This window comes from Pectobacterium hainanensis (assembly GCF_046237015.1).
Taxonomy (GTDB): Bacteria; Pseudomonadota; Gammaproteobacteria; order Enterobacterales; family Enterobacteriaceae; genus JBJYIN01.
Genome location: NZ_JBJYIN010000001.1, coordinates 103,032 through 122,204, shown reverse-complemented (window position 1 = coordinate 122,204; position 19,173 = coordinate 103,032). Strand labels below are relative to the sequence as shown.

Annotated in this window: 16 protein-coding genes and 1 riboswitch; of the genes, 11 read left to right on the top strand and 5 right to left on the bottom strand. The window is 47.8% G+C overall.

Annotated features, from left to right (window positions below):
• Nucleotides 1-509 precede the first annotated feature (509 nt).
• On the top strand, nt 510-1,406 hold the full coding sequence (locus ACKPVM_RS00705; RefSeq protein WP_409306233.1) for a sugar phosphate nucleotidyltransferase: 897 nt from the start codon (nt 510-512) through the stop codon (nt 1,404-1,406).
• 77 nt (nt 1,407-1,483) lie between these two features.
• Here the strand turns inward: ACKPVM_RS00705 and ACKPVM_RS00700 are convergent, their stop codons facing one another.
• Together ACKPVM_RS00700 and ACKPVM_RS00695 are read right to left on the bottom strand one after the other, a co-directional pair.
• The gene (locus ACKPVM_RS00700; RefSeq protein ID WP_409306232.1) at nt 1,484-1,849 is read right to left on the bottom strand and encodes a DUF4751 family protein; all 366 of its coding nucleotides are present in this window, start codon (nt 1,847-1,849) and stop codon (nt 1,484-1,486) included.
• Nucleotides 1,850-1,945: 96 nt separating this feature from the next.
• A complete protein-coding gene (locus ACKPVM_RS00695; RefSeq protein ID WP_409306231.1) occupies nt 1,946-2,887 on the bottom strand; it encodes an omptin family outer membrane protease in 942 nt (313 codons plus the stop codon).
• Nucleotides 2,888-3,419: 532 nt separating this feature from the next.
• Here ACKPVM_RS00695 and ACKPVM_RS00690 point away from each other — a divergent pair.
• The 7 genes from ACKPVM_RS00690 to ACKPVM_RS00660 all read left to right on the top strand — a co-directional run bounded on the left by ACKPVM_RS00690 (nt 3,420) and on the right by ACKPVM_RS00660 (nt 12,507).
• The gene (locus tag ACKPVM_RS00690) at nt 3,420-4,871 is read left to right on the top strand and encodes a M20 family metallo-hydrolase (protein ID WP_409306230.1); all 1,452 of its coding nucleotides are present in this window, start codon (nt 3,420-3,422) and stop codon (nt 4,869-4,871) included.
• Nucleotides 4,872-5,124: 253 nt separating this feature from the next.
• Nucleotides 5,125-6,531 carry an NADP-dependent phosphogluconate dehydrogenase gene (gene gnd / locus ACKPVM_RS00685; protein WP_409306229.1) on the top strand — a complete coding sequence of 469 codons (1,407 nt, stop codon included), beginning with the start codon at nt 5,125-5,127 and terminating at the stop codon, nt 6,529-6,531.
• 475 nt (nt 6,532-7,006) lie between these two features.
• A complete protein-coding gene (locus tag ACKPVM_RS00680) occupies nt 7,007-7,288 on the top strand; it encodes a hypothetical protein (protein ID WP_409306228.1) in 282 nt (93 codons plus the stop codon).
• 111 nt (nt 7,289-7,399) lie between these two features.
• Nucleotides 7,400-8,059 (top strand): YjbF family lipoprotein, encoded by a 660-nt coding sequence (locus ACKPVM_RS00675; RefSeq protein ID WP_409306489.1) that lies wholly within the window; start codon nt 7,400-7,402, stop codon nt 8,057-8,059.
• Between the two features lie 9 nt (nt 8,060-8,068).
• A complete protein-coding gene (locus ACKPVM_RS00670) occupies nt 8,069-8,848 on the top strand; it encodes a capsule biosynthesis GfcC D2 domain-containing protein (protein ID WP_409306227.1) in 780 nt (259 codons plus the stop codon).
• Nucleotides 8,848-10,983 (top strand): YjbH domain-containing protein, encoded by a 2,136-nt coding sequence (locus ACKPVM_RS00665; protein ID WP_409306226.1) that lies wholly within the window; start codon nt 8,848-8,850, stop codon nt 10,981-10,983. The genes ACKPVM_RS00670 and ACKPVM_RS00665 overlap by 1 nt, the downstream gene beginning before the upstream one ends.
• A 450-nt stretch (nt 10,984-11,433) precedes the next feature.
• Nucleotides 11,434-12,507, top strand: coding sequence for a diguanylate cyclase (locus ACKPVM_RS00660; protein ID WP_409306225.1), 1,074 nt, complete (start codon nt 11,434-11,436; stop codon nt 12,505-12,507).
• 7 nt (nt 12,508-12,514) lie between these two features.
• Here the strand turns inward: ACKPVM_RS00660 and ACKPVM_RS00655 are convergent, their stop codons facing one another.
• The 3 genes from ACKPVM_RS00655 to ACKPVM_RS00645 form a co-directional block, all read right to left on the bottom strand.
• Complete coding sequence (locus ACKPVM_RS00655) at nt 12,515-13,375, bottom strand: GHMP family kinase ATP-binding protein (RefSeq protein WP_409306224.1); 861 nt, start codon at nt 13,373-13,375, stop codon at nt 12,515-12,517.
• Nucleotides 13,368-14,441, bottom strand: coding sequence for a threonine-phosphate decarboxylase CobD (gene cobD / locus ACKPVM_RS00650; protein ID WP_409306223.1), 1,074 nt, complete (start codon nt 14,439-14,441; stop codon nt 13,368-13,370). Before cobD ends, ACKPVM_RS00655 begins: the two co-directional genes overlap by 8 nt.
• A 91-nt stretch (nt 14,442-14,532) precedes the next feature.
• The gene (locus ACKPVM_RS00645) at nt 14,533-15,597 is read right to left on the bottom strand and encodes an NAD(P)-dependent alcohol dehydrogenase (RefSeq protein WP_409306222.1); all 1,065 of its coding nucleotides are present in this window, start codon (nt 15,595-15,597) and stop codon (nt 14,533-14,535) included.
• A 136-nt stretch (nt 15,598-15,733) separates the two neighbouring features.
• Nucleotides 15,734-15,937: riboswitch (cobalamin riboswitch) on the top strand.
• Nucleotides 15,938-16,041: 104 nt separating this feature from the next.
• Between ACKPVM_RS00645 and ACKPVM_RS00640 the strand changes: the two genes are divergently transcribed.
• The 3 genes from ACKPVM_RS00640 to ACKPVM_RS00630 are packed head-to-tail and all read left to right on the top strand — an operon-like array spanning nt 16,042 to nt 19,164.
• The gene (locus ACKPVM_RS00640; RefSeq protein ID WP_409306221.1) at nt 16,042-17,526 is read left to right on the top strand and encodes a cobyrinic acid a,c-diamide synthase CobB; all 1,485 of its coding nucleotides are present in this window, start codon (nt 16,042-16,044) and stop codon (nt 17,524-17,526) included.
• Entirely contained in the window at nt 17,523-18,488 is a 966-nt protein-coding gene (gene cbiB / locus ACKPVM_RS00635; protein ID WP_409306220.1) for an adenosylcobinamide-phosphate synthase CbiB, read from the top strand. Before ACKPVM_RS00640 ends, cbiB begins: the two co-directional genes overlap by 4 nt.
• Before the next feature lie 31 nt (nt 18,489-18,519).
• Nucleotides 18,520-19,164 (top strand): cobalt-precorrin-8 methylmutase, encoded by a 645-nt coding sequence (locus ACKPVM_RS00630; RefSeq protein ID WP_409306219.1) that lies wholly within the window; start codon nt 18,520-18,522, stop codon nt 19,162-19,164.
• The last annotated feature ends 9 nt before the right edge of the window (nt 19,165-19,173 follow it).

The window sequence follows — 19,173 nt, the reverse complement described above, 5'->3', positions numbered from 1 at the left end:
TAATCTAATGTCCATCACCCCTTTTCTGATTTATTCCTCACCCCCTGGAGTAAATATGAAGAAAGTAATCACCCTCCAATTGGCTTATTATTGTCAATTAGCCATATGAAACACGTTTTTCCTCATTCAAAGAGGGGGCATTTCACCCCGAATGATCATCATATACATGGGAGGTGAGCGGAGATGTGGATGGCGAAGGTTTGCTTACATTACCTACAATTGGCAGTGGTATTGCCAAAAAGAAGAGAGGCAGGTCACATTAGCATGTGATGTTCGTCGCATTTTACCCGGCAGCTTTGCTGCCATGTCTTTACCAATAATCAGTTTTGGTTCTCTTGTTATGGACGAACCGTACCAGAATTGTCCGATGTGTCAGAAAAAGTCTATTCGTGAGATCGCTTTGATCCAGATTAGGTGTAATCTTAGCGTCATGCGTGACGTGACCGGATTGCGTTGCCAGGTGAAACGATCGGCCAGATCGAGACAATTAAATTGAAGAGAGTCAATTCATGACATCATTGAAAGCGATTATCCCTGTCGCAGGTTTAGGGATGAATTTGTTGCCCGTGACGAAAGCAATTCCAAAAGAGATGTTGCCAATAGTCGATCGTCCGGTGATTGAAAAAATTGTTAATGAGTGCGTTCGTGCGGGGATCACTGAAATTGTTCTCGTGACGCATGCGTCTAAAAACGCGATCGAAAACCATTTTGATACCTCTTTTGAGCTGGAATCCTTGCTTGAGGAACGCGCTAAACGTCAGTTGCTGGCTGAAGTCCAGTCAATTTGTCCGAAAGGTGTCACGATCATGAACGTTCGACAGGGGGAAACGCTGGGATTAGGGCATGCGGTGTCCTGCGCGAAGCCGATTATTGGCGATAACCCGTTTGTTGTGGTGTTACCGGACGTGGTTCTGGATGAAAGCACAGCCGATCAAAGCAAAGAGAATCTTGCGTTGTTGATTTCGCGTTTTGAAGAAACCGGACGCAGTCAGGTATTGGTGAAACATCGTCCTTATGAAGTTTTACCGGAATACTCGGTTGTGGAAACGGCAACTCAGTTAGTACAGGCTGGCGATGCTGCGGCGATTACGTCCATGATTGAAAAACCGGAAGCGCCATCTGCGACCGGTTCAGATCTTTCTGCAGTAGGCCGTTATGTTTTAACGGCAGATGCATGGCCGTTGTTGGATAAAGCGGTGCCAGGAGCCTGGGGGCGTATTCAGCTTACCGATGTGATTGCTGATTTACTTCCTACTCAACAGGTTGATGCGGTGCAAATGGCGGGTAAGAATTTTAACTGTGGTCGTAAACTGGGCTATGCGCAGGCTTTTGTTTCTTATGGGTTGCGTAACCCGGAATTCGGCGCGGAATTTAAAGAAAGTATTAAAGCGTTGTTGAAGAAGTAACCGTTGTAGCGAGTTTAAGGAAGGAGACACGACTGGTGTCTCCTTTAGCGTTATTTTATGATGATTGGCTGTTCCAGCTATTCATCGTACCATTCAGCAAAGCTGCCTTCATAAGCGCGGTTATCGCCGCTAATATAGGCAATTTTTGTGTCCGGATGGCCTTTTGCGGTTTCGCCATTCGGGGCGTGAAAGAATTCGTAATTTTTAATTGTTGCCTGCCATTTTGTACCATCAGCAGTGATGTAGTTAATAACCGCGTCTTTATGGCCTTCTGCCTTTTTCCCCTGATGCCAGTGAAAAAAAGCGTTTCCATTATCAATCACTTCTGCAAGCCATAAGTGAGGATCATCCCAGGTCTTATAGGCTATAAATTTACTTGCTGTTTTTACCGCATTATCTGATAGAAGCTGATTGATAAAAACAGGTTTTTTATATTTTACCATTATGTATTTCTCCTCATTTTGTCGTTTAAATTCATGGCGGTAGTGCCATTTTTAAATTCATTGAGTGATTAATTACATATTTTCTGATATTGATATTTAGAATCGATGTTGAATGCCTAAAGAGAGCGTATAGTACTTATTATCTAATCCGTTCCAATCACCGTCGTAGTAATCCGTATATCCACCTTCTCTCCACTCCATTCCACCTTTTGCTTCTTCATAACGACTGTAGGCGGCTTCCGCATAGATTTTAGTTTGTGGATAGATGTAATAACCTGCACTTATGGTCGCAGAGAGATGTTGGGCGTTATTGCCTTTATTTCGGATAGTTAATTTTCTGTCATAGTGTTCATCATTACCTTTTCCTTGGACCCAACGACTAAATTTAACTAATCCACCGAGTTCAATATCCTTATAGCGCCACGAACCGATAAGACCAATATAGGGCATACTATATTTTTGTTGATAACCGAAAATTTTATAATTGTCAGGAAGAGTAAAAATATCATTGCCATTATCGTAGTTAAAATAACCACCGTATCCCGACCAGCTAAATGTGGTTCTCTGGTAACCTAACGTGGCGCCAATCTTGTAATTCGGTTCTTTAATTACCCAGCCAATGATGTTTAGGTCAATTTCGTTAGCATAATTGAGGTCAGTTTTCTCATGGTGACTCCAGTGTGACCAACCCGATTTGCTATTATCCATCCAGTCATAATCATCCATGGTGCCATTGCCAGAAGAAAGCGTTGTCCACCCCCGTAACCCCGCACTGAAACGAGGGAAAATATCATAGCTCACGTCACCTTTTAGAATCACGGCATTATCAATTTTCCAGTCGAGTTCACTGGCCTTTTTCCCTCCGTTATGAGGGTGATAAATTGATTCATGAGACTCCCCCGCTAAAAAACCTAATGCAATACTGCCGGTTAATTTGTCCTGATAAAAATATTGGCGTTTTTCGTCGATATCAGCCATAGCGTATCCACTGATAAGCAATCCACTGGTAAGACTAATAATAATGAGTGGTGTTTTCATTTTTTATCCTTCAGCCACTTTATTGATATGAATTTGTAGCAATAGTTAAATAGATAACAAGAGCGGTTTTTAATTATTGAAAAATTAAACCGCTACCCGGTTCGATATCCACGCGATGGGCATTTTTTTCTGTTACGTTCCTTCCAGACATTCTATTTCCCTTTAGTATTTAGATTATCCAAAAATCGGACTATTCCTATCACCTTTTATCTGATTTAGTGTTCACCCCCCTGAAAAACAGAACGTCGAACTTATGCACAATTACCGATGATATGGTGATGAAATTTGTCGTAAAGCGTGAGGGGGTGAGCAACAAATATCACCCCCTGAAATTTATTTATTCTTTGTTTTTTAATGTTTTTTTCTTCTCTTTAAGCGTGGCTCACCTCCTGAAAAAGGAAAAATGCGGTTTAGTAGGGTGATTCTGATTTTTTATATTTACACCATGTGGACGATCACGGTAAAACGGTGTGGTGTTATCCAATATATTGATATTGATACCTTTCATTCTTTCTGCGATGGCCATCTTATTATGAATAAAATGTTAAATTTTCTTGCGCAGCAGGAAGGTGAAGTGGTGGGGCTCCACCGTGAACTGGTATGTCGTCCGGCGATTAACCCTGAGCACGGTGGTGAAGGTGAGGAAATCAAAGCGCGCTGGATAGAAAACTGGCTTTATCACAATGGGCTATGCCGGGTACAGCGAATGGATGCTCTGGATGTTCAGGCTCATAATAAATTACGCCCGAACCTCGTGGCGCATTACCTCCCATCGGGGTGTAAGCAGACGCTCTGGCTAGTGACTCACATGGATGTTGCTGCGCCGGGGCCATTGGAAAACTGGGTGAGTGATCCTTTCACACTGCGTATTGATGGTGATCGTCTTTATGGTCGGGGAGTGGAGGATAATAATCAGGGCATTGTCTCGGCGTTGTTATTGCTAAAAGCGATAAAACAACTGGCAATTACGCCGCCGATGGGAATTGGTGTGGTGTTTACCAGTGCCGGGATTACGGACTATACCAAAGGAATTGGTCATATTTTGAATAAGTCGCCGAACCTATTTCGTACTGATGATTTGGTGGTTGTGCCGGATTATGGTAATGAGAATGGCAGTATTATTGAAATTGGCGAGAAACGTAATGCCTGGGTGCGTATTGATGTGCGTGGGCGAGAATATCATGCTGGTTTTAGCGAAGGACCAAATTGTTTCGAAGCTGCTGCTCGATTTATTTCCCGCCTGAAACATGTGCGTCGGCGCTATGCTTGCCCTGATCCTTTCTTTTTTCCACCTACGTCAACGATTACACCGACGCATTCGGAAACCAACTGTACTGGCCTGAATCATGTCCCGGCGAATTTTGTGTTTTATTTAGATATTCGCTTAATGCCAAATTGTGCACTAGAACCGGTGATGGATGACCTCCAGCAATTGGCGAAGCTGATTGAAAAACAAGAAAAGGTGGCGTTTGCCTTTGACTATGTTGAAATCACGCCGGATGCGCCGATTACGCCAGGAAATTCTCCTGTCATTCGCCTGCTTTCCGATGCCATAGAAAAAGAGCTTAATGTCACGCCGACATTGGTGGGCGTGGGCGGGGTGACGATGGTGTCGGTGATCCGTTCGTTAGGACTGCCAGTGGCCGTGTGGGGCATTCAACAGTCGAGTAAAAATCAAACCAATGAAAGCATTAGTATCAAAGCTCAACTGGCTCAAACGCGTATCTTTGCCCGAATGCTTTATGCCACATTGTTGAAAGAATATCCTGCCGCTCGTCAGAAACCGTCAGAGGAGGGAAAACGGAAAATTACCCCTGCCGAACAGGTGGTAGCGGGGTTGGTGGGTGTTGGCATGAATAACGAACAGATCGGTGAACAGCTTAATCTGAGTGTGAATACGATACGGTCACATTTGAAGAACTTATACCGTAAAACGGGGGCTCGTAACCGACGCGAATTGCAACGGCTGTTTATTTTGAAATAACGGTTTATTTTGAAATAATCGAAGGTTCTTGCATGGCCTATAAACGTTATTACATTGTCGGTAAACGTTATCACGTTGCCGGTATAGCAACGGATGTGATGCAGTAAAACGACGGATTTCGACTATCAAACCAATCACTACCCACTCACGCAAAGCTGAGTTACCATGTTGGCCTGTTTTTAATTGCTTGTGGGATTGGCATTCGCGCGTTTGCAGCCACAGGCAGGTTATCCTTCAGACAGGAGTTGCTTTAATGTCCAAACAGCAAATTGGCGTTGTTGGTATGGCGGTGATGGGGCGCAATCTGGCGCTGAATATTGAAAGCCGCGGCTATACTGTTTCCATTTTTAACCGCTCTTCAGATAAAACTGACGAAGTGATTGCAGAAAATCCAGGCAAAAAACTGGTGCCGTATTATACCGTTGAAGAGTTTGTTGAATCCCTGGAAAAACCTCGTCGTATTTTGTTGATGGTTAAGGCCGGAGAAGCGACTGATAAAACCATCGAATCGCTGAAACCGTATCTGGAAAAAGGCGATATCCTTATTGATGGCGGTAATACTTTCTATAAAGACACGATTCGCCGTAACCGCGAACTGTCTGCCGAAGGTTTCAACTTCATCGGCACAGGGGTGTCTGGTGGTGAAGAAGGGGCACTGAAGGGGCCATCCATTATGCCGGGTGGACAGAAGGCGGCCTATGAACTGGTTGCGCCGATCCTGGAGAAAATTGCTGCCCGCGCAGACGGCGAAGCCTGTGTGACTTATATTGGCGCAGATGGCGCAGGTCACTATGTGAAAATGGTTCACAACGGCATCGAATACGGTGATATGCAGTTAATTGCCGAAGCCTATGCATTGCTGAAGCAGGCGTTAAACTTGAGTAATGACGAACTGGCCGCGACGTTCTCCGAATGGAATAAAGGGGAACTGAGTAGCTATTTGGTCGAAATCACCGCAGATATCTTCACCAAAAAAGACGAAGATGGAAAATATCTGGTGGATGTCATTCTGGATGAAGCGGCGAATAAAGGTACCGGCAAGTGGACCAGCCAGAGTTCTTTGGATCTGGGAGAACCACTATCCTTGATCACAGAGTCTGTTTTCGCTCGTTACCTGTCTTCTCTGAAAGTTCAACGTGTTGCGGCATCTAAAGTATTAACAGGCCCGACGGCGACTCCGTTCAAGGGTGATAAAGCCGAATTCATCGAAAAGGTGCGCCGTGCGCTTTATCTGGGGAAAATCGTTTCCTATGCGCAAGGTTTCTCTCAGCTAAAAGCCGCATCAGAAGAAAACAACTGGGATCTCAACTACGGGGAAATCGCCAAGATTTTCCGTGCTGGCTGCATTATTCGTGCACAATTCTTGCAGAAAATTACGGACGCTTACGAGCAGAAAGCCGATATTGCTAATCTGTTGTTAGCGCCTTACTTCAAGAAAGCGGCCGATGAGTATCAACAAGCGTTGCGTGATGTCGTGTCTTACGCGGTTCAGCAAGGTATTCCTACGCCAACGTTTTCTGCTGCTATCGCTTACTATGATAGCTATCGTTCCGCGGTGTTACCGGCTAACCTGATTCAGGCTCAGCGTGACTACTTTGGAGCACATACCTATAAACGTACTGATAAAGAAGGTGTATTCCATACGGAATGGCTGGAATAACGTATTGTCTTCTCTATTTCTTCCCGGCGTTGTCCTCTCGCAGGCATGACGTTGGGGGAAATTGATAGGGCGAATAAAAACGCCAGATTAGGAAATATCTGGCGTTTTTGTTAGAAATGCGATTTGTGATCTTATCATTCAGATTTTTATCGTATTCTTCCCGCTATTTTTGTCAATTTACTTAAGTAAAAGCCTTTTTTTACCGATAACTCCGTTTTCTATTGTGTCAAAATCTTGCTATTTTTAACGGTGTTGCAAAAATTGATCTGGAGCCGATGGCTTCGGTTCTTTATTTGAGGTGGTTTTTACTGCCATGCACCTGTAACGCATAACTGGGAGGATCCCAGTTTCGGGTAGGCTAAGGGTAAAATAGGCTTTTGCCTGATAGCGGTCTGTCCGATAATGAAGGACGGGGTATGGTCCAACGGGCGGTATCCCACCCTGAAGTACTTCATGTTTAAAAAAGGAAATCGTAATGAAGAAAACGTTAATCACGCTGGCTGCTGTTCTGGCCATGTCGTCAAACGCGTTTGCTGTTGATGGTGTTTCCAGCGCGACTGCGGCAGGAACCTCAACCACCACGACCACCAGTGCTGCTGCTGCGGGTGCTGCTGGCGCTGGCGGTGCCGGTTTTGCAGCTGGAACAACTGGGTTGATTGCTGTAGGTGTTGCTGCTGCAGTCGCTGTGGGTGTTGCCGTTGCTGTTGCTAACGATGATGACAGCAGCACTGGTACCACGACGCAGTCTGCCCGTTAATATCGTCTTAACTACAAGGCCACTTCGGTGGCCTTTCTTTTTCCGGGTCAAGCTGTTCAGCGGGAATTTCATTTAATGACCAACATAAAACGACTGACCAAAATAACACAAATGGCAAAAATGAAGATGCTGATTGCCATCCCTCTTGCCTCCCTTCTTTTGGCGGGTTGTTCGCAAAAAATGGATGCGGTAGGTAAAACGTTCAAATTGGCTTTTTTCGGGCAAGATGACACTCACGTTACTGCCAAACGCGTTGCTGATACCCCCTATGCTTCTGCTTATTTGAAAGTTGGCCAGGCACCGCAGGCGTTTGTTGTGCTGGCATTTGCCGAGCACGATCAACAGAAGTGGATTGCCGCAGATAAAAATATGGTGGTGATGCAGCACGGTAGATTAGTGAAAACCCAAGGATTTGGTGAAGATGTTACGTATGTCAGCCATCTTGATCAGGATCCGCTGGCATTGGGATTGTTGAAGTCGTCTACACCGACCACGTGGCAACGTCGCGTTGAGTGGTCGCAGGTCTTCCGGGGCGGTCATGAGATCACGTCAGTATTTCATTCACGTGGCAAAGAAAGCGTCATCATATTAGATAAACCACGTGAGCTGGTCCGTTTTGATGAGCAGGTGACGGTACCCGCGTTAAACGAAAATTACACCAATAGCTATTGGATTGAACCATCTAATGGACAGGTTGTGCAAAGTTATCAGTATATGGGGCCAGGTATGGCATTGGTGAAATTCACTGTATTAAAACCATACGTACAATAAGGGGCTTAAATGTTGGCACTCACTCGTATGGCTACCCTGTTGCTGCTGGTTTCTGGCGCGGCGACGGCTGCCCAGTTAACCGTCAAGGATCCGCAGCAGACTCTGGCGGTAGTAAAGTTGGATGACGGTACGCGCCTCGAAAAATTTTATGAGCAGGTCAATTTTCCTTCTCGTGTAAACTGGCGGGTAGCTTTGATTTCAGATTTTGCCACAACGCAAAAGGTATATGAGCAAGGTGATACCCTAAGAGCAAAGTTGGCTGAATTGGAAACGCGCTGGCGTAATTCTGGCGATGGCGACTTGGCAATATCGGCTTGGTTACTGCGTAAAACGCTAGAGCCGATCAACGTAGCGGGACGGATTTATACCGACCTCGATCCCGATCGCGTCCGGGTGAACCTACAGGATAATCGTCCTCTGGTTGGGGAATACGCACTTTATGTGCCGTTACATACGAATAGTTTTTCACTGATTGGCTTGGTGAATACGTCAGCCGATGTCGGTGAGCTGGAAACATCCGGGAATATTGCACTTCAATCTGGGTGGTCAATTGAACGATATGTCGCCGGGCGGAGATTGCTGGCAGGGGCGGATAATAGCGCCGGCTATTTAATTAGCGGTGATGGCTCATGGCGGAAAGTGCCGCTGGCACTGTGGAATCGCCAGCACATTGAACCTGCTGCTGGTGAAACGCTGTTCATTGGTTTTGATGCGTCAACGTTGCCGAATGATATGGCTTCGCTGAACGATCAGCTTGCCGACTATCTTGCTAACCGGATCCCTTTCTAATGACAAAAAACAGAAACGTTAAATTAAACTGTCTGTCGTTGGCAATTGGCAGCCTGTTGAGTGCGCAGGCGTTGGCCGCCGATAAGACAAACGATGGTGTGACTAACCTGAATACCCGCTATCAACCGGCTGGGGTCTCGCAGTCTGACTTTGGTGGCACCGGCTTATTGCAAATGCCGACCGCGCGGATGGCAGAAACCGGGGAGTTCAGTGTGAACTACCGTGATAACGAGGAATATCGTCGTTATTCCGTGTCATTGCAGCTGTTCGACTGGTTGGAAACCACCGTGCGCTATACGGATATCCGTACTCGTCTGTATAGTAATGATCCTAGTTTCAGTGGTGACCAGACTTATAAAGACAAAGCTTTTGATTTGAAAGCCAGGCTATGGCAGGAAAGTTACTGGTTGCCGGATGTCTCGCTTGGATTCCGTGATATTGCCGGGACAGGGTTATTCGATAGTGAATATTTGGTTGCCAGCAAGCGGATGGGGCCGTTTGATTTCACTCTCGGTATGGGGTGGGGCAATATGGCAGAAAGCGGCAATATCAAAAACCCAGCCTGTTCATTTAAAGAGAGTTTTTGTAACCGAACTGACTCTTATAAAAGTGGTGGCGGGCAGTTTGAAGTGAAAAATTTTTTCCACGGCCCAGCGGCTCTATTCGCTGGTATCGAATATCAAACGCCGTGGGATCCGCTTCGCTTCAAGCTGGAATATGACTCGAACGATTACAGCCGGGAAGCGGCCGATCGTAGGCGTAGTGAGAAAATTAAACAGGACTCGCCCTTCAACATCGGTGCGGTTTACCGTATAGGGGATGTGCTGGATACCACGCTTTCCTGGCAGCGTGGCAACACGTTGATGTGGGGTTTTACCCTGCGTACTAACTTTGACAGCCTGAAACCCGCGCATCTTGACGACGCCCCGCCGGTTTATGCGCCGGTACGCGATGGTAAAAATACCAACTGGCAGCAAATCGCAAAAGAACTGGATGATAAAGCGGGTTTCAGTGAAGCGGATATCTATGCCGATCAACATCAGGTGACGATCGTCGCCCAGCAGGATAAATACCGTGATAATGATGAAGCGTCTTTGCGAGCCGCTACGGTGCTGGCAAACCATGTTCAGGAAAACGTTGGCGAATACCATATCGTACAGCGTAGCCAGCGTATGCCGATTGCCAGTACGCAAGTCGATGCCAGAGCGTTTCATCAGGTTCAGCAGGCTGCCACTCCGTTAGGGCAGGTTGAACCGGAAACGCACCGTGCAGAACCGATATCGGAGGTTCGCGGTCAGCAGGTATTACAAACTGAACCGAAGCGTTTCTCCTATTCATTGGATCCTGCGTTGACCCAATCGATAGGTGGGCCGGAATCGTTCTATATGTATCAGGTTGCCTTGAAAGGGAATGTCGATTATCAATTTACGGATCATTGGTCAATCGGTGCAACGGCCTCGCTGAACGTGTTGGATAACTACGATAAATTCAACTACAAAACCCCTCCTCAGGACGGTGCCGCACTGCCGCGTGTCAGAACCTGGATCAGAGAATATGTTACGTCTTCAGACCTGTTGCTGACCAACTTGCAGTTAACCCGAATGGATAATCCATCGCGAGATTGGTACACGCAAGTCTATGGCGGTTATCTGGAAATGATGTATGCCGGCGTTGGTTCGGAAGTATTGTACCGGCCTTATGGTAAAAGCTGGGCGCTGGGAATGGATGTCAATTACGTGAAACAGCGTGATTGGAACGACATCATGAAGATGGCCGATTATGACGTGGTGACAGGGCATCTGACGGCGTATTGGGAACTGCCTTATGTGGAAGGCGCGGTAGCTAAAGTCAGCGTCGGACGCTATTTGGCTGGGGATAAAGGCGTCACGATCGACCTGTCCCGTCGCTTTGATAGCGGTATCATTGCTGGCGCATTTGCAACGAAAACGGATGTCAGCTCAAGTGAATACGGGGAAGGTAGCTTTACTAAAGGCTTCTATATCTCTGTACCGTTTGATTTACTGTTCACTGAACCGACGGTGAAACGTGGTTCTGTTGGATGGGTGCCATTGACTCGTGATGGTGGCCAAACGCTGCAACGTCGTAATCCACTGTATAGCGTCACGGATAGGTAATTCATGATATTTAATATCTGATGTCATGATTCGGCTCTTCATCTTGCCATTTTGCGGGGATGAAGAGTCTTTTAATCGAATGCGGTTGGGCATTTTATTTTTCATTTAACATTAAAATCAAAAAAATAACATTGTTGTCATAATTCAGTTTCGTTATGTCACAAAATAAATTAAACATCTATACCCAAAATAATTCGAGTTGCATGAAGGCGGCAAGTGAGGGAGTCCCGATGAGCTTACTTGAGTATGTGATTCGGGTGAGTGAGCGCAGCCAACGCACAAGCAACTTGAAGTATGACGGGTATATCATCAGGAATCACACTTTAGCCTCCATAGTACGATATTGTTTTTGCCAAACTTTTTTTGACAAATGCTTCTTTTGAAAAATGATTGTTTTGACAAATTGTTGTTTTCACAAATTGTTGCTTTGGCAATGAGTGAGTTAATAGCATGAAGGTTGCCAGGTCTGCCTCCCCTCCGTTGTTTTCGACGATAGATGGGCGTCGTTCGGGGTTGCGTTTTTCCAGACGAGTTTATGTGCCAAGGATTATCGGCACGCTGTTGTGCGTCTTATTTATTGCCTCGGTGTTAATCACCAAATCACCACCCGTCTGGGTCTGGTGCCTTCTGATTTTAAATGCGTTTCTGTGGCCGCATCTTGCGTATTATCTGTCAAGAACCGCCCGCGATCCCATGAAGTGCGAGAAACTCAGTTTGTTGGTGGATGTGTGTTTTGGTGGCGTATGGATGGGGGCGATGGGGATGAATATGTTGCCCAGTGCACTCATTGTCTCGATGGTGGGGATGAATAGCATCGCCGGTGGTGGAATAAAATTATTCACTCAGGGTATCGTATTTCAGTTTGTCAGTTGCTTCATGGTAATGCTGCTTTTTTCTATCCCTGTCGATATTGTGACAACGCCCAGTCAAATGTATGCCTGTTTGCCTATGCTTTTGATTTATCCTGTGTTGCTGGGCTATGTGACGTATAATACGGCAATAAAATTAGCCGAACATAAGCGCGAGTTGATGGAAGTCAGTATTCATGACGGAATGACCAATTTATTCAACCGTCATTATTGGGAGCACCTGTTGAGTAACGGGTTTGAGCTTTGCCAACGCTATCAGCGAACCGCGACGCTCGTACTGATCGATATCGATCATTTCAAAGCATTTAACGATAATTACGGTCATCACGTTGGCGATCAGGCTATTTTATTGCTGGCGAATGTGCTTAAGCATGAATTTCGTGAAACAGATATTATCGGGCGTTTTGGTGGGGATGAGTTTGCCGTTATTTTACCTGAAACGCGTGTTGCCGATGCGTTGGATAGGGTTAACCGCATTCGTCACAGTCTGGCGTTAAAATCATTAGATAGAACACCGCCGCTCCCGGTTTTTATTAGCGTGGGGATTGCTGAGTTTAAGTCTGAGATGGGGCAATATATTGACTGGTTAACGGCGGCGGATATGGCGTTGTATCGGGCAAAAAATCAAGGTCGGCGCTGTACAGAAGTCGCTTGACGTACCATTAACGTACGCCGCCGGTAATCATTGGTAAGAGATAGTAGTTGGGGTAATGATGAAAAATGCCACGCTGCTGTAGTACCCAAATAAGTTTTTCCACATCGTGTTTACGCCTGTCGAGTAATAAGCCCACCACGCTGCCGCTATGTGCGACATTCAAACCATAGACTCCCTCGTCTTCAACGATGGTGAGTAACTCATTGAAGGCCACCTTGTTTAACGTTTGCTGACTAGCGATAGCGCTCAACGTACAGGCTTCACCCAGTTTGACATGGTTGTCTTCATTGGCCGCAGTACAAAACAGCCTCCAGGCTTTCTTCAACACGTCGGCATTATTCAAGAGCGATGACTGGCGATCGAGACGGTGATAATCGGCGGTATTCAGCGTATGCGGGCTTTCCAATAGCAGGATATCTATTGACGGTTGCCAGTTACAGGCGATTTGTGTCTTGGCGGTTTGATGATCGAACAGCGTTAATTGGTGAAATAGCGTGCTATCTGTTGGTTCCAAGTGAACGCATAGCCTAGCCAGTGTTGCTTCATCCAGTGAGGTACCGAAATGGCGAGCGGTTGCCTGTGCGGTGGCGGCAATATCGGCAGTGCTGCTTGCCATACCTTTGGCGATGGGGATGGTAGAGATGTATTCGATACGTAAGGCATCTTGACTGTCGATAGGCAAGTCCAGGTAAGCAATGACGCTATTTAGCATCTGCCGCATCCGGGGACGCTCGTTAACCATCGGCGTGCCATCCGTAACGGATACGTGGCTGAACCAATTTACCGGGCAGGAAATCAGTTTTTCTCCACCAAGAATCCATCCTTGAATTAACTCACCACAGGACGCCGGACAGTAAGCGTCAGCCATGGCTGAATACCTGCTGGAGTGCTGTAACCAAACGTTGGTTATCTGCGGTACTTTTGATCGCGACCCGATAATGATTGGCTGTCAGGCCGGGGTAGTTAGCGCAAGAACGAATTAATAGCCGATGTTGCAATAACGCAGATTGAAGATTGATATCCGAGCGCAGGCAGTGCAGAAAAATATAGTTGGCTGTTGGCCGCCAGACCTGTAGCTCGGGCATGGCGTTCAATGCCTGATAAAGCCACTGTTGCGCCTCCGCCAGCCAGCGGTGGGTTGCCGTAATGTAAGGGACGTCACTCAGTATGATTTCGCCAGCCAATGCAGCAAACGCGTTGATGGTCCACGGTTCTCGCGTCTGTTTCATCGTCTGGATCGCCGTTGTATCGGCGCTGAGCAGGTAGCCTAGCCGTAAACCGGGGATCGCAAAAAATTTGGTCAGAGATCGCAGAATATATAAATGAGGCGAGTGATTAAGCTGTGGAGCCAGACCCGGTTCGCCCAGCAGGAAATCAATAAACGCTTCATCAACGATCAGCGCGGTATTCCGTTGATGACAACGTTCTACCAGCGCCTGTAAGAGCGATTGTTCCGGCATCAGGCCGGTAGGATTATTCGGGGTAGCAATAAACAGGCAGTCGTAGTGAGTGTTGTCCAGTGCTGTTAGCAAGCGCTCGTCTGGTTGGAACCCGTCCTCTGGTGACAGAACATAATCATCAATGGTGCAGCCGATGCGTACCAGTGCCCGCCGATATTCAGCAAAACCGGGTGTTAACAGCAATGCTCGGCGAGGCTGGAGATACTGAACCACCGCATAAATCAGTTCTGTTGCCCCATTGCCAGCCATTATTTGGTTGGGTTCACAGTTATGAGCATGCGCGAGAGCCGCATGAAGTGCTCGATATGTCACATCCGGATAGCATTCTGCACGTTCGAGTTGGGTGACGATTGCGGTTTTCAAGGAGGCTGGCATGCCCAGAGGATTAATATTGGCGCTGAAGTCGATAATGTCGTTGGCATCGATACCTACTTTCAGCGCCATTTCCAGCACATTGCCGCCATGTTCGCTCATGATATTTTATTGAGATCCCAGATGTTAATGGGGGTCAGCATAGCATAAGCAAAGAAATGGTCGCCATGTCCTGGATTGAGCGGCGTGGTTTTTACTCAGTGAAACTGGCTTTTAGTGAGGCCATATCGATAACAAACCGATAGTGCACGTCACTTTTTAGCATCCGCTCATAGGCCGTGTTGATATCCTGCATGTCGATCATCTCAACATCGCAACTGATACCATGTTCAGCGCAAAAATCCAGCATTTCCTGAGTCTCTTCAATACCACCGATCAGTGAACCTGCAATAGATTTACGGCCCATCACCAGCGGAGCGCTATGCACCGTCGGTTCAATCGGTTCGATCAGACCAACAAGAATCAGCGTGCCATCGCGTTTCAATGTGGTCAGATAGGGATTGAGATCGTGCTGAGTCGGAACGGTATCCAGGATAATATCGAAATGATTCGTCACTGCCGTCATTTGTGCTGGATCGGTAGATATGACCACATGATCGGCTCCCAGTCTGCGGGCTTCCTGTTCTTTGCCCGGTGAACGGGTAAAGAGCGTGACATTCGCGCCCATCGCCTTGGCAAATTTCAATCCCATATGTCCAAGCCCACCCAATCCGACAACCGCAACCGTGTCGCCAGGGCCAACATTCCAGTGTTTTAGTGGGGAATAGGTAGTAATACCCGCACACAGTAACGGCGCGGCAGATTTCATATCCAGCTTGTCTGAGAGGCTTAGCACAAATTTATCGGAGGAAATGATGCGCTCAGAGTAACCGCCAAAGGTGGTCAGACCATCATGCCGGTCAACCGAGCCATAGGTCAGGGTCATGCCTTCTTCACAATACTGCTCTAATCCTTCTTCACAGGCGTCACAGTGTTGACATGAATCCACCATACAACCGACACCAACCCAGTCACCCGTTTTAAAACGCTTGACCGCGCTACCGACGCTAACGACTTTCCCGATGATTTCATGCCCCGGCACAATTGGATAAAGGCTGTTCTTCCATTCGTTACGAGCCATATGAATATCGGAATGGCAGACACCGCAATAAATAATATCGATAACTACATCGTCTTCCCGCGGATCCCGGCGAATAAACTGATGGGGAACCAGCGGACTGGTTGAATCAAGAGCAGCAAAGCCACGTATATTTTGCATTGCGATTTTCCTCTTCATTTTATGCACAACATCAAAAGATCGACGTCAAAATTCAGTATGATGCAGTTTAACAGCTCTGCTTTAATGATTTATGGCTAAATTAGCGAGTGTAAATAAAGCACAGAACGAATAAATACAGACTGTTGTCAGGTTTGAATTGAGTACGACGCAATTCAGTATGTTGTCATGATGCATGATAACTGGGAAGGGGGTGCCAATCCCCCGCAGCCCCCGCTGCTGTGATGCTGACGAACCCGTGAAGCCACTGATCGAAAAGATTGGGAAGGGACGGGCGAGAGTGATGCTAAGCCAGAAGACCGACCTGACAATAATAAACACAACTCCTTCGGTGGGAAGCGGTTGTCATTGGATATGTACAGCGGCAATGCCGTTGTAGCGTAGCTTATGGCATAACGTCCCGACCGATGATGTCGGGATTTTTTTATGCCGTGTGTGCAGGAACACGATAATCATGCCTCTGCAGGGCAGGGACGACACAACGCCGCGTTTGTTATTGCTGGCACCAGCAGCGGTTGCGGCAAAACCACGCTTACCCTTGGGCTTTTGCGAGCACTCATGCGGCGCGGGTTAAATGTTCAACCCTTTAAGGTTGGACCGGACTATCTCGATACGAGTTGGCACAGCGCGATATGCGGCGTGACATCACGCAATCTTGACGCCTTTATGCTTCCCACGGCAACACTTAACGGCCTGTATAAACAGCGGATGCGTCATGCGGATGTAGCGGTTATCGAAGGTGTCATGGGGTTGTTTGATGGTTATGGTACGGACCCGAACTATTGCAGTACGGCAGCGATGGCAAAACAGCTTGGTTGCCCGGTCGTGCTGCTGGTGGATGGTAAAGCGATATCGACATCAATTGCGGCAACGGTAATGGGTTTTCGCCAGTTTGATCCTCATCTGACCATTGCGGGTGTGATCGTCAACCGGGTGAATTCGGCTGAGCATTATGAGTTGTTGCGCCATGCCATTGAGCATTATTGCGGCATCCCGGTACTGGGTCGCTTACCCGTCATGGATGACATTGCATTGCCATCCCGTCATCTTGGGTTGATCCCCGCCAGAGAACACCTTCAGCAAACGCCATCGCATCAGGTTTCGGAACAAGAGAAACCCCAAACCGGTGATGATGCGCGTTGGCAAAAACTGGCGCAGCAAATAGAAGAAACCATTGATGTTGATCGCTTACTGCGTTTATGCAGTGGTGTTTGCCTGCCGGAGGGGGAGATGCCAACGCTGTTTACGCCAGCATTGGCCGAAGGGCTGACGCTGGCTTTGGCGGAGGACGATGCTTTCAACTTTTACTATCAGGACAACCTCGATTTGCTGGAGCAGGCCGGTGTGCGTCTCCAGCGTTTCAGTCCGATTCATGACCGCCGTCTTCCTGATAGCCAGATGATTTATCTTGGCGGTGGATATCCCGAAATTTACGCTGAGTCCCTCGCCGCGAATACGTCGATGCACCGTGCTTTGCAAGCCGCTCACCAGCGAAATGTACCGATCTATGCGGAGTGCGGTGGACTGATGTATTTAGGTGAAGGTCTGACAGACGCCAGCGGGCAGCGGCATCGTATGAGCGCGGTGTTGCCCGGAGAGAGTCGGATGGGGAAACGACTGACACGTTTTGGCTATTGTGACGCTCAGGCCATGACGGACACGCTATTAGCCGCGCGCGGCGAGATATTGCGAGGCCATGAATTTCACTATTCCGATTTTTCCACTTCACTGCTTCCTGGTTTTAATTGCACGAAATCTCGTGATGGTTCGGTTATCAAACAGTGGCAGGGGGGATATCAGCTTCGACAGACCTGTGCCAGTTACCTTCATGTGCATTTTGCCCAGCGTTCGGGTTTGCTCGACCGTTGGTTTAGCGCCGCCAGGTGTGTAGATGAGAGGTTCATCCCGTGATCCTGTCCGCCTGGTTTGTCGCCTTTTTACTGGATTATTGGCTTGGCGATCCACCGCATTGGCCGCATCCGGTGCGCTGGATCGGCAACCTCATCTCATGGTTGCAAAACCGAATTCGTCTCTGTTGCCATCATGAGCGCTCGTTACGATGGGGAGGGGCGTTGTTGTGGCTGGTGGTAGTGGGTCTGACCTGGCTGCTGAGTTGGGGTGTGATTGCGTTGACGACCCACATTCATCCGTGGCTAGGGTGGCTGGTGGAAGTCTGGATGATTTATACCGTGCTAGCGGGTCGTTGCCTGAGTGATGCGGCGATGGCGGTTCACCAGGCGCTACAACATGGTTCATTAGACGACAGTCGTCGTCAGCTTTCGTGGATTGTTGGTCGCGATACTTCCCGGCTTGAAAAACCACAAATTACCCGTGCCGTGGTGGAAACGGTGGCGGAAAATAGCGTGGACGGCGTCATTGCTCCGCTGTTTTTTTTGCTGCTTGGTGGCCCGCCGTTGGCGATGGCTTACAAAGCAGTGAATACGCTGGATTCGATGGTGGGTTACAAGAACCTGAAATATCGTGCCATCGGCTATGTATCCGCTCGGATGGATGATGTGGCGAATCTTATCCCTGCACGACTGAGCTGGCTTTTATTAAGTACGGCAGCATGGCTGTTGAAAGCGGATTATCGGCAGGCGTTGCGCATCGGTTGGCGTGACCGCTATCAGCATGCCAGTCCAAACTGTGGCTGGTCAGAAGCAACAGTCGCGGGGGCGCTAGGCGTACGTCTTGGTGGTCCGAATGATTATTTTGGTGAGCGGGTAGAAAAACCGTGGCTTGGTGATGATTGTCGGGAAATCGCGTTAAGCGATATCCCCCGTAGTATTCAGTTGATGATGGTGGCTTCACTTTTGGCACTGTTGCTGTTTGCACTGATATCGCTGCTGCTGTCTGCCGTTGTTATCGCATAGCGTGCCTGGTTTTATAACGTAAGGAAAATGAATGAACTATCTCCAGCAACCACAGCAAATTGAGCAACGCAGCTTTGAGATTATCAGCGATATTATCGCCAGTGATTACCCGAATTACCGCTTTGCCGATCGCGATCGGGAAGCGGTGATTAAGCGCGTTATCCACACGACGGCGGATTTTGACTGGCTGGATGTGCTGTGGTTTTCTGATGACGTTCTGGCGCGGATTACCGATGGATTACGAGCAGGTTGCATCATTTATACCGACACCACGATGGCGCTATCGGGCATTAATAAAACGCAGCTGGCTCAACTGGGGAGTGAATGCCGTTGTTTTATCAGCGATCCTCGCGTAGTCGAACGAGCCAGGGAAGAAAATATTACACGTTCAATGGCGGCAGTGGATATTGCGTTACAGGAAGACGGTAAAAAGCTGTTTGTATTTGGTAACGCGCCTACTGCACTGTTTCGGCTCCTTGAACGCTCACAGGGTGGACAGACACCGCCGTTGGCGGTCATCGGCGTTCCCGTTGGTTTTGTCGGCGCCGCCGAGTCAAAAGAGGCGTTAATTCAAAGCGATTTTCCCTGTATCGCGGCAAAAGGACGCAAAGGTGGCAGCAATGTTGCTGCCGCCATCGTGAACGCCATTCTATATCGAATGCGGGAGTCGCGGTGAGCCTCGATA

Coding starts and splice junctions, on each gene's coding strand:
- ACKPVM_RS00680 (WP_409306228.1), top strand. CDS start 7,007: ATGAAGAAAACGTTAATCACGCTGGCTGCTGTTCTGGCCATGTCGTCA.
- ACKPVM_RS00640 (WP_409306221.1), top strand. CDS start 16,042: ATGCCGTGTGTGCAGGAACACGATAATCATGCCTCTGCAGGGCAGGGA.
- gnd (WP_409306229.1), top strand. CDS start 5,125: ATGTCCAAACAGCAAATTGGCGTTGTTGGTATGGCGGTGATGGGGCGC.
- ACKPVM_RS00695 (WP_409306231.1), bottom strand. CDS start 2,887: ATGAAAACACCACTCATTATTATTAGTCTTACCAGTGGATTGCTTATC.
- ACKPVM_RS00705 (WP_409306233.1), top strand. CDS start 510: ATGACATCATTGAAAGCGATTATCCCTGTCGCAGGTTTAGGGATGAAT.
- ACKPVM_RS00665 (WP_409306226.1), top strand. CDS start 8,848: ATGACAAAAAACAGAAACGTTAAATTAAACTGTCTGTCGTTGGCAATT.
- ACKPVM_RS00700 (WP_409306232.1), bottom strand. CDS start 1,849: ATGGTAAAATATAAAAAACCTGTTTTTATCAATCAGCTTCTATCAGAT.
- ACKPVM_RS00660 (WP_409306225.1), top strand. CDS start 11,434: ATGAAGGTTGCCAGGTCTGCCTCCCCTCCGTTGTTTTCGACGATAGAT.
- ACKPVM_RS00675 (WP_409306489.1), top strand. CDS start 7,400: ATGGCAAAAATGAAGATGCTGATTGCCATCCCTCTTGCCTCCCTTCTT.
- ACKPVM_RS00645 (WP_409306222.1), bottom strand. CDS start 15,597: ATGCAAAATATACGTGGCTTTGCTGCTCTTGATTCAACCAGTCCGCTG.
- cobD (WP_409306223.1), bottom strand. CDS start 14,441: ATGAGCGAACATGGCGGCAATGTGCTGGAAATGGCGCTGAAAGTAGGT.
- ACKPVM_RS00630 (WP_409306219.1), top strand. CDS start 18,520: ATGAACTATCTCCAGCAACCACAGCAAATTGAGCAACGCAGCTTTGAG.
- ACKPVM_RS00655 (WP_409306224.1), bottom strand. CDS start 13,375: ATGGCTGACGCTTACTGTCCGGCGTCCTGTGGTGAGTTAATTCAAGGA.
- ACKPVM_RS00670 (WP_409306227.1), top strand. CDS start 8,069: ATGTTGGCACTCACTCGTATGGCTACCCTGTTGCTGCTGGTTTCTGGC.
- ACKPVM_RS00690 (WP_409306230.1), top strand. CDS start 3,420: ATGAATAAAATGTTAAATTTTCTTGCGCAGCAGGAAGGTGAAGTGGTG.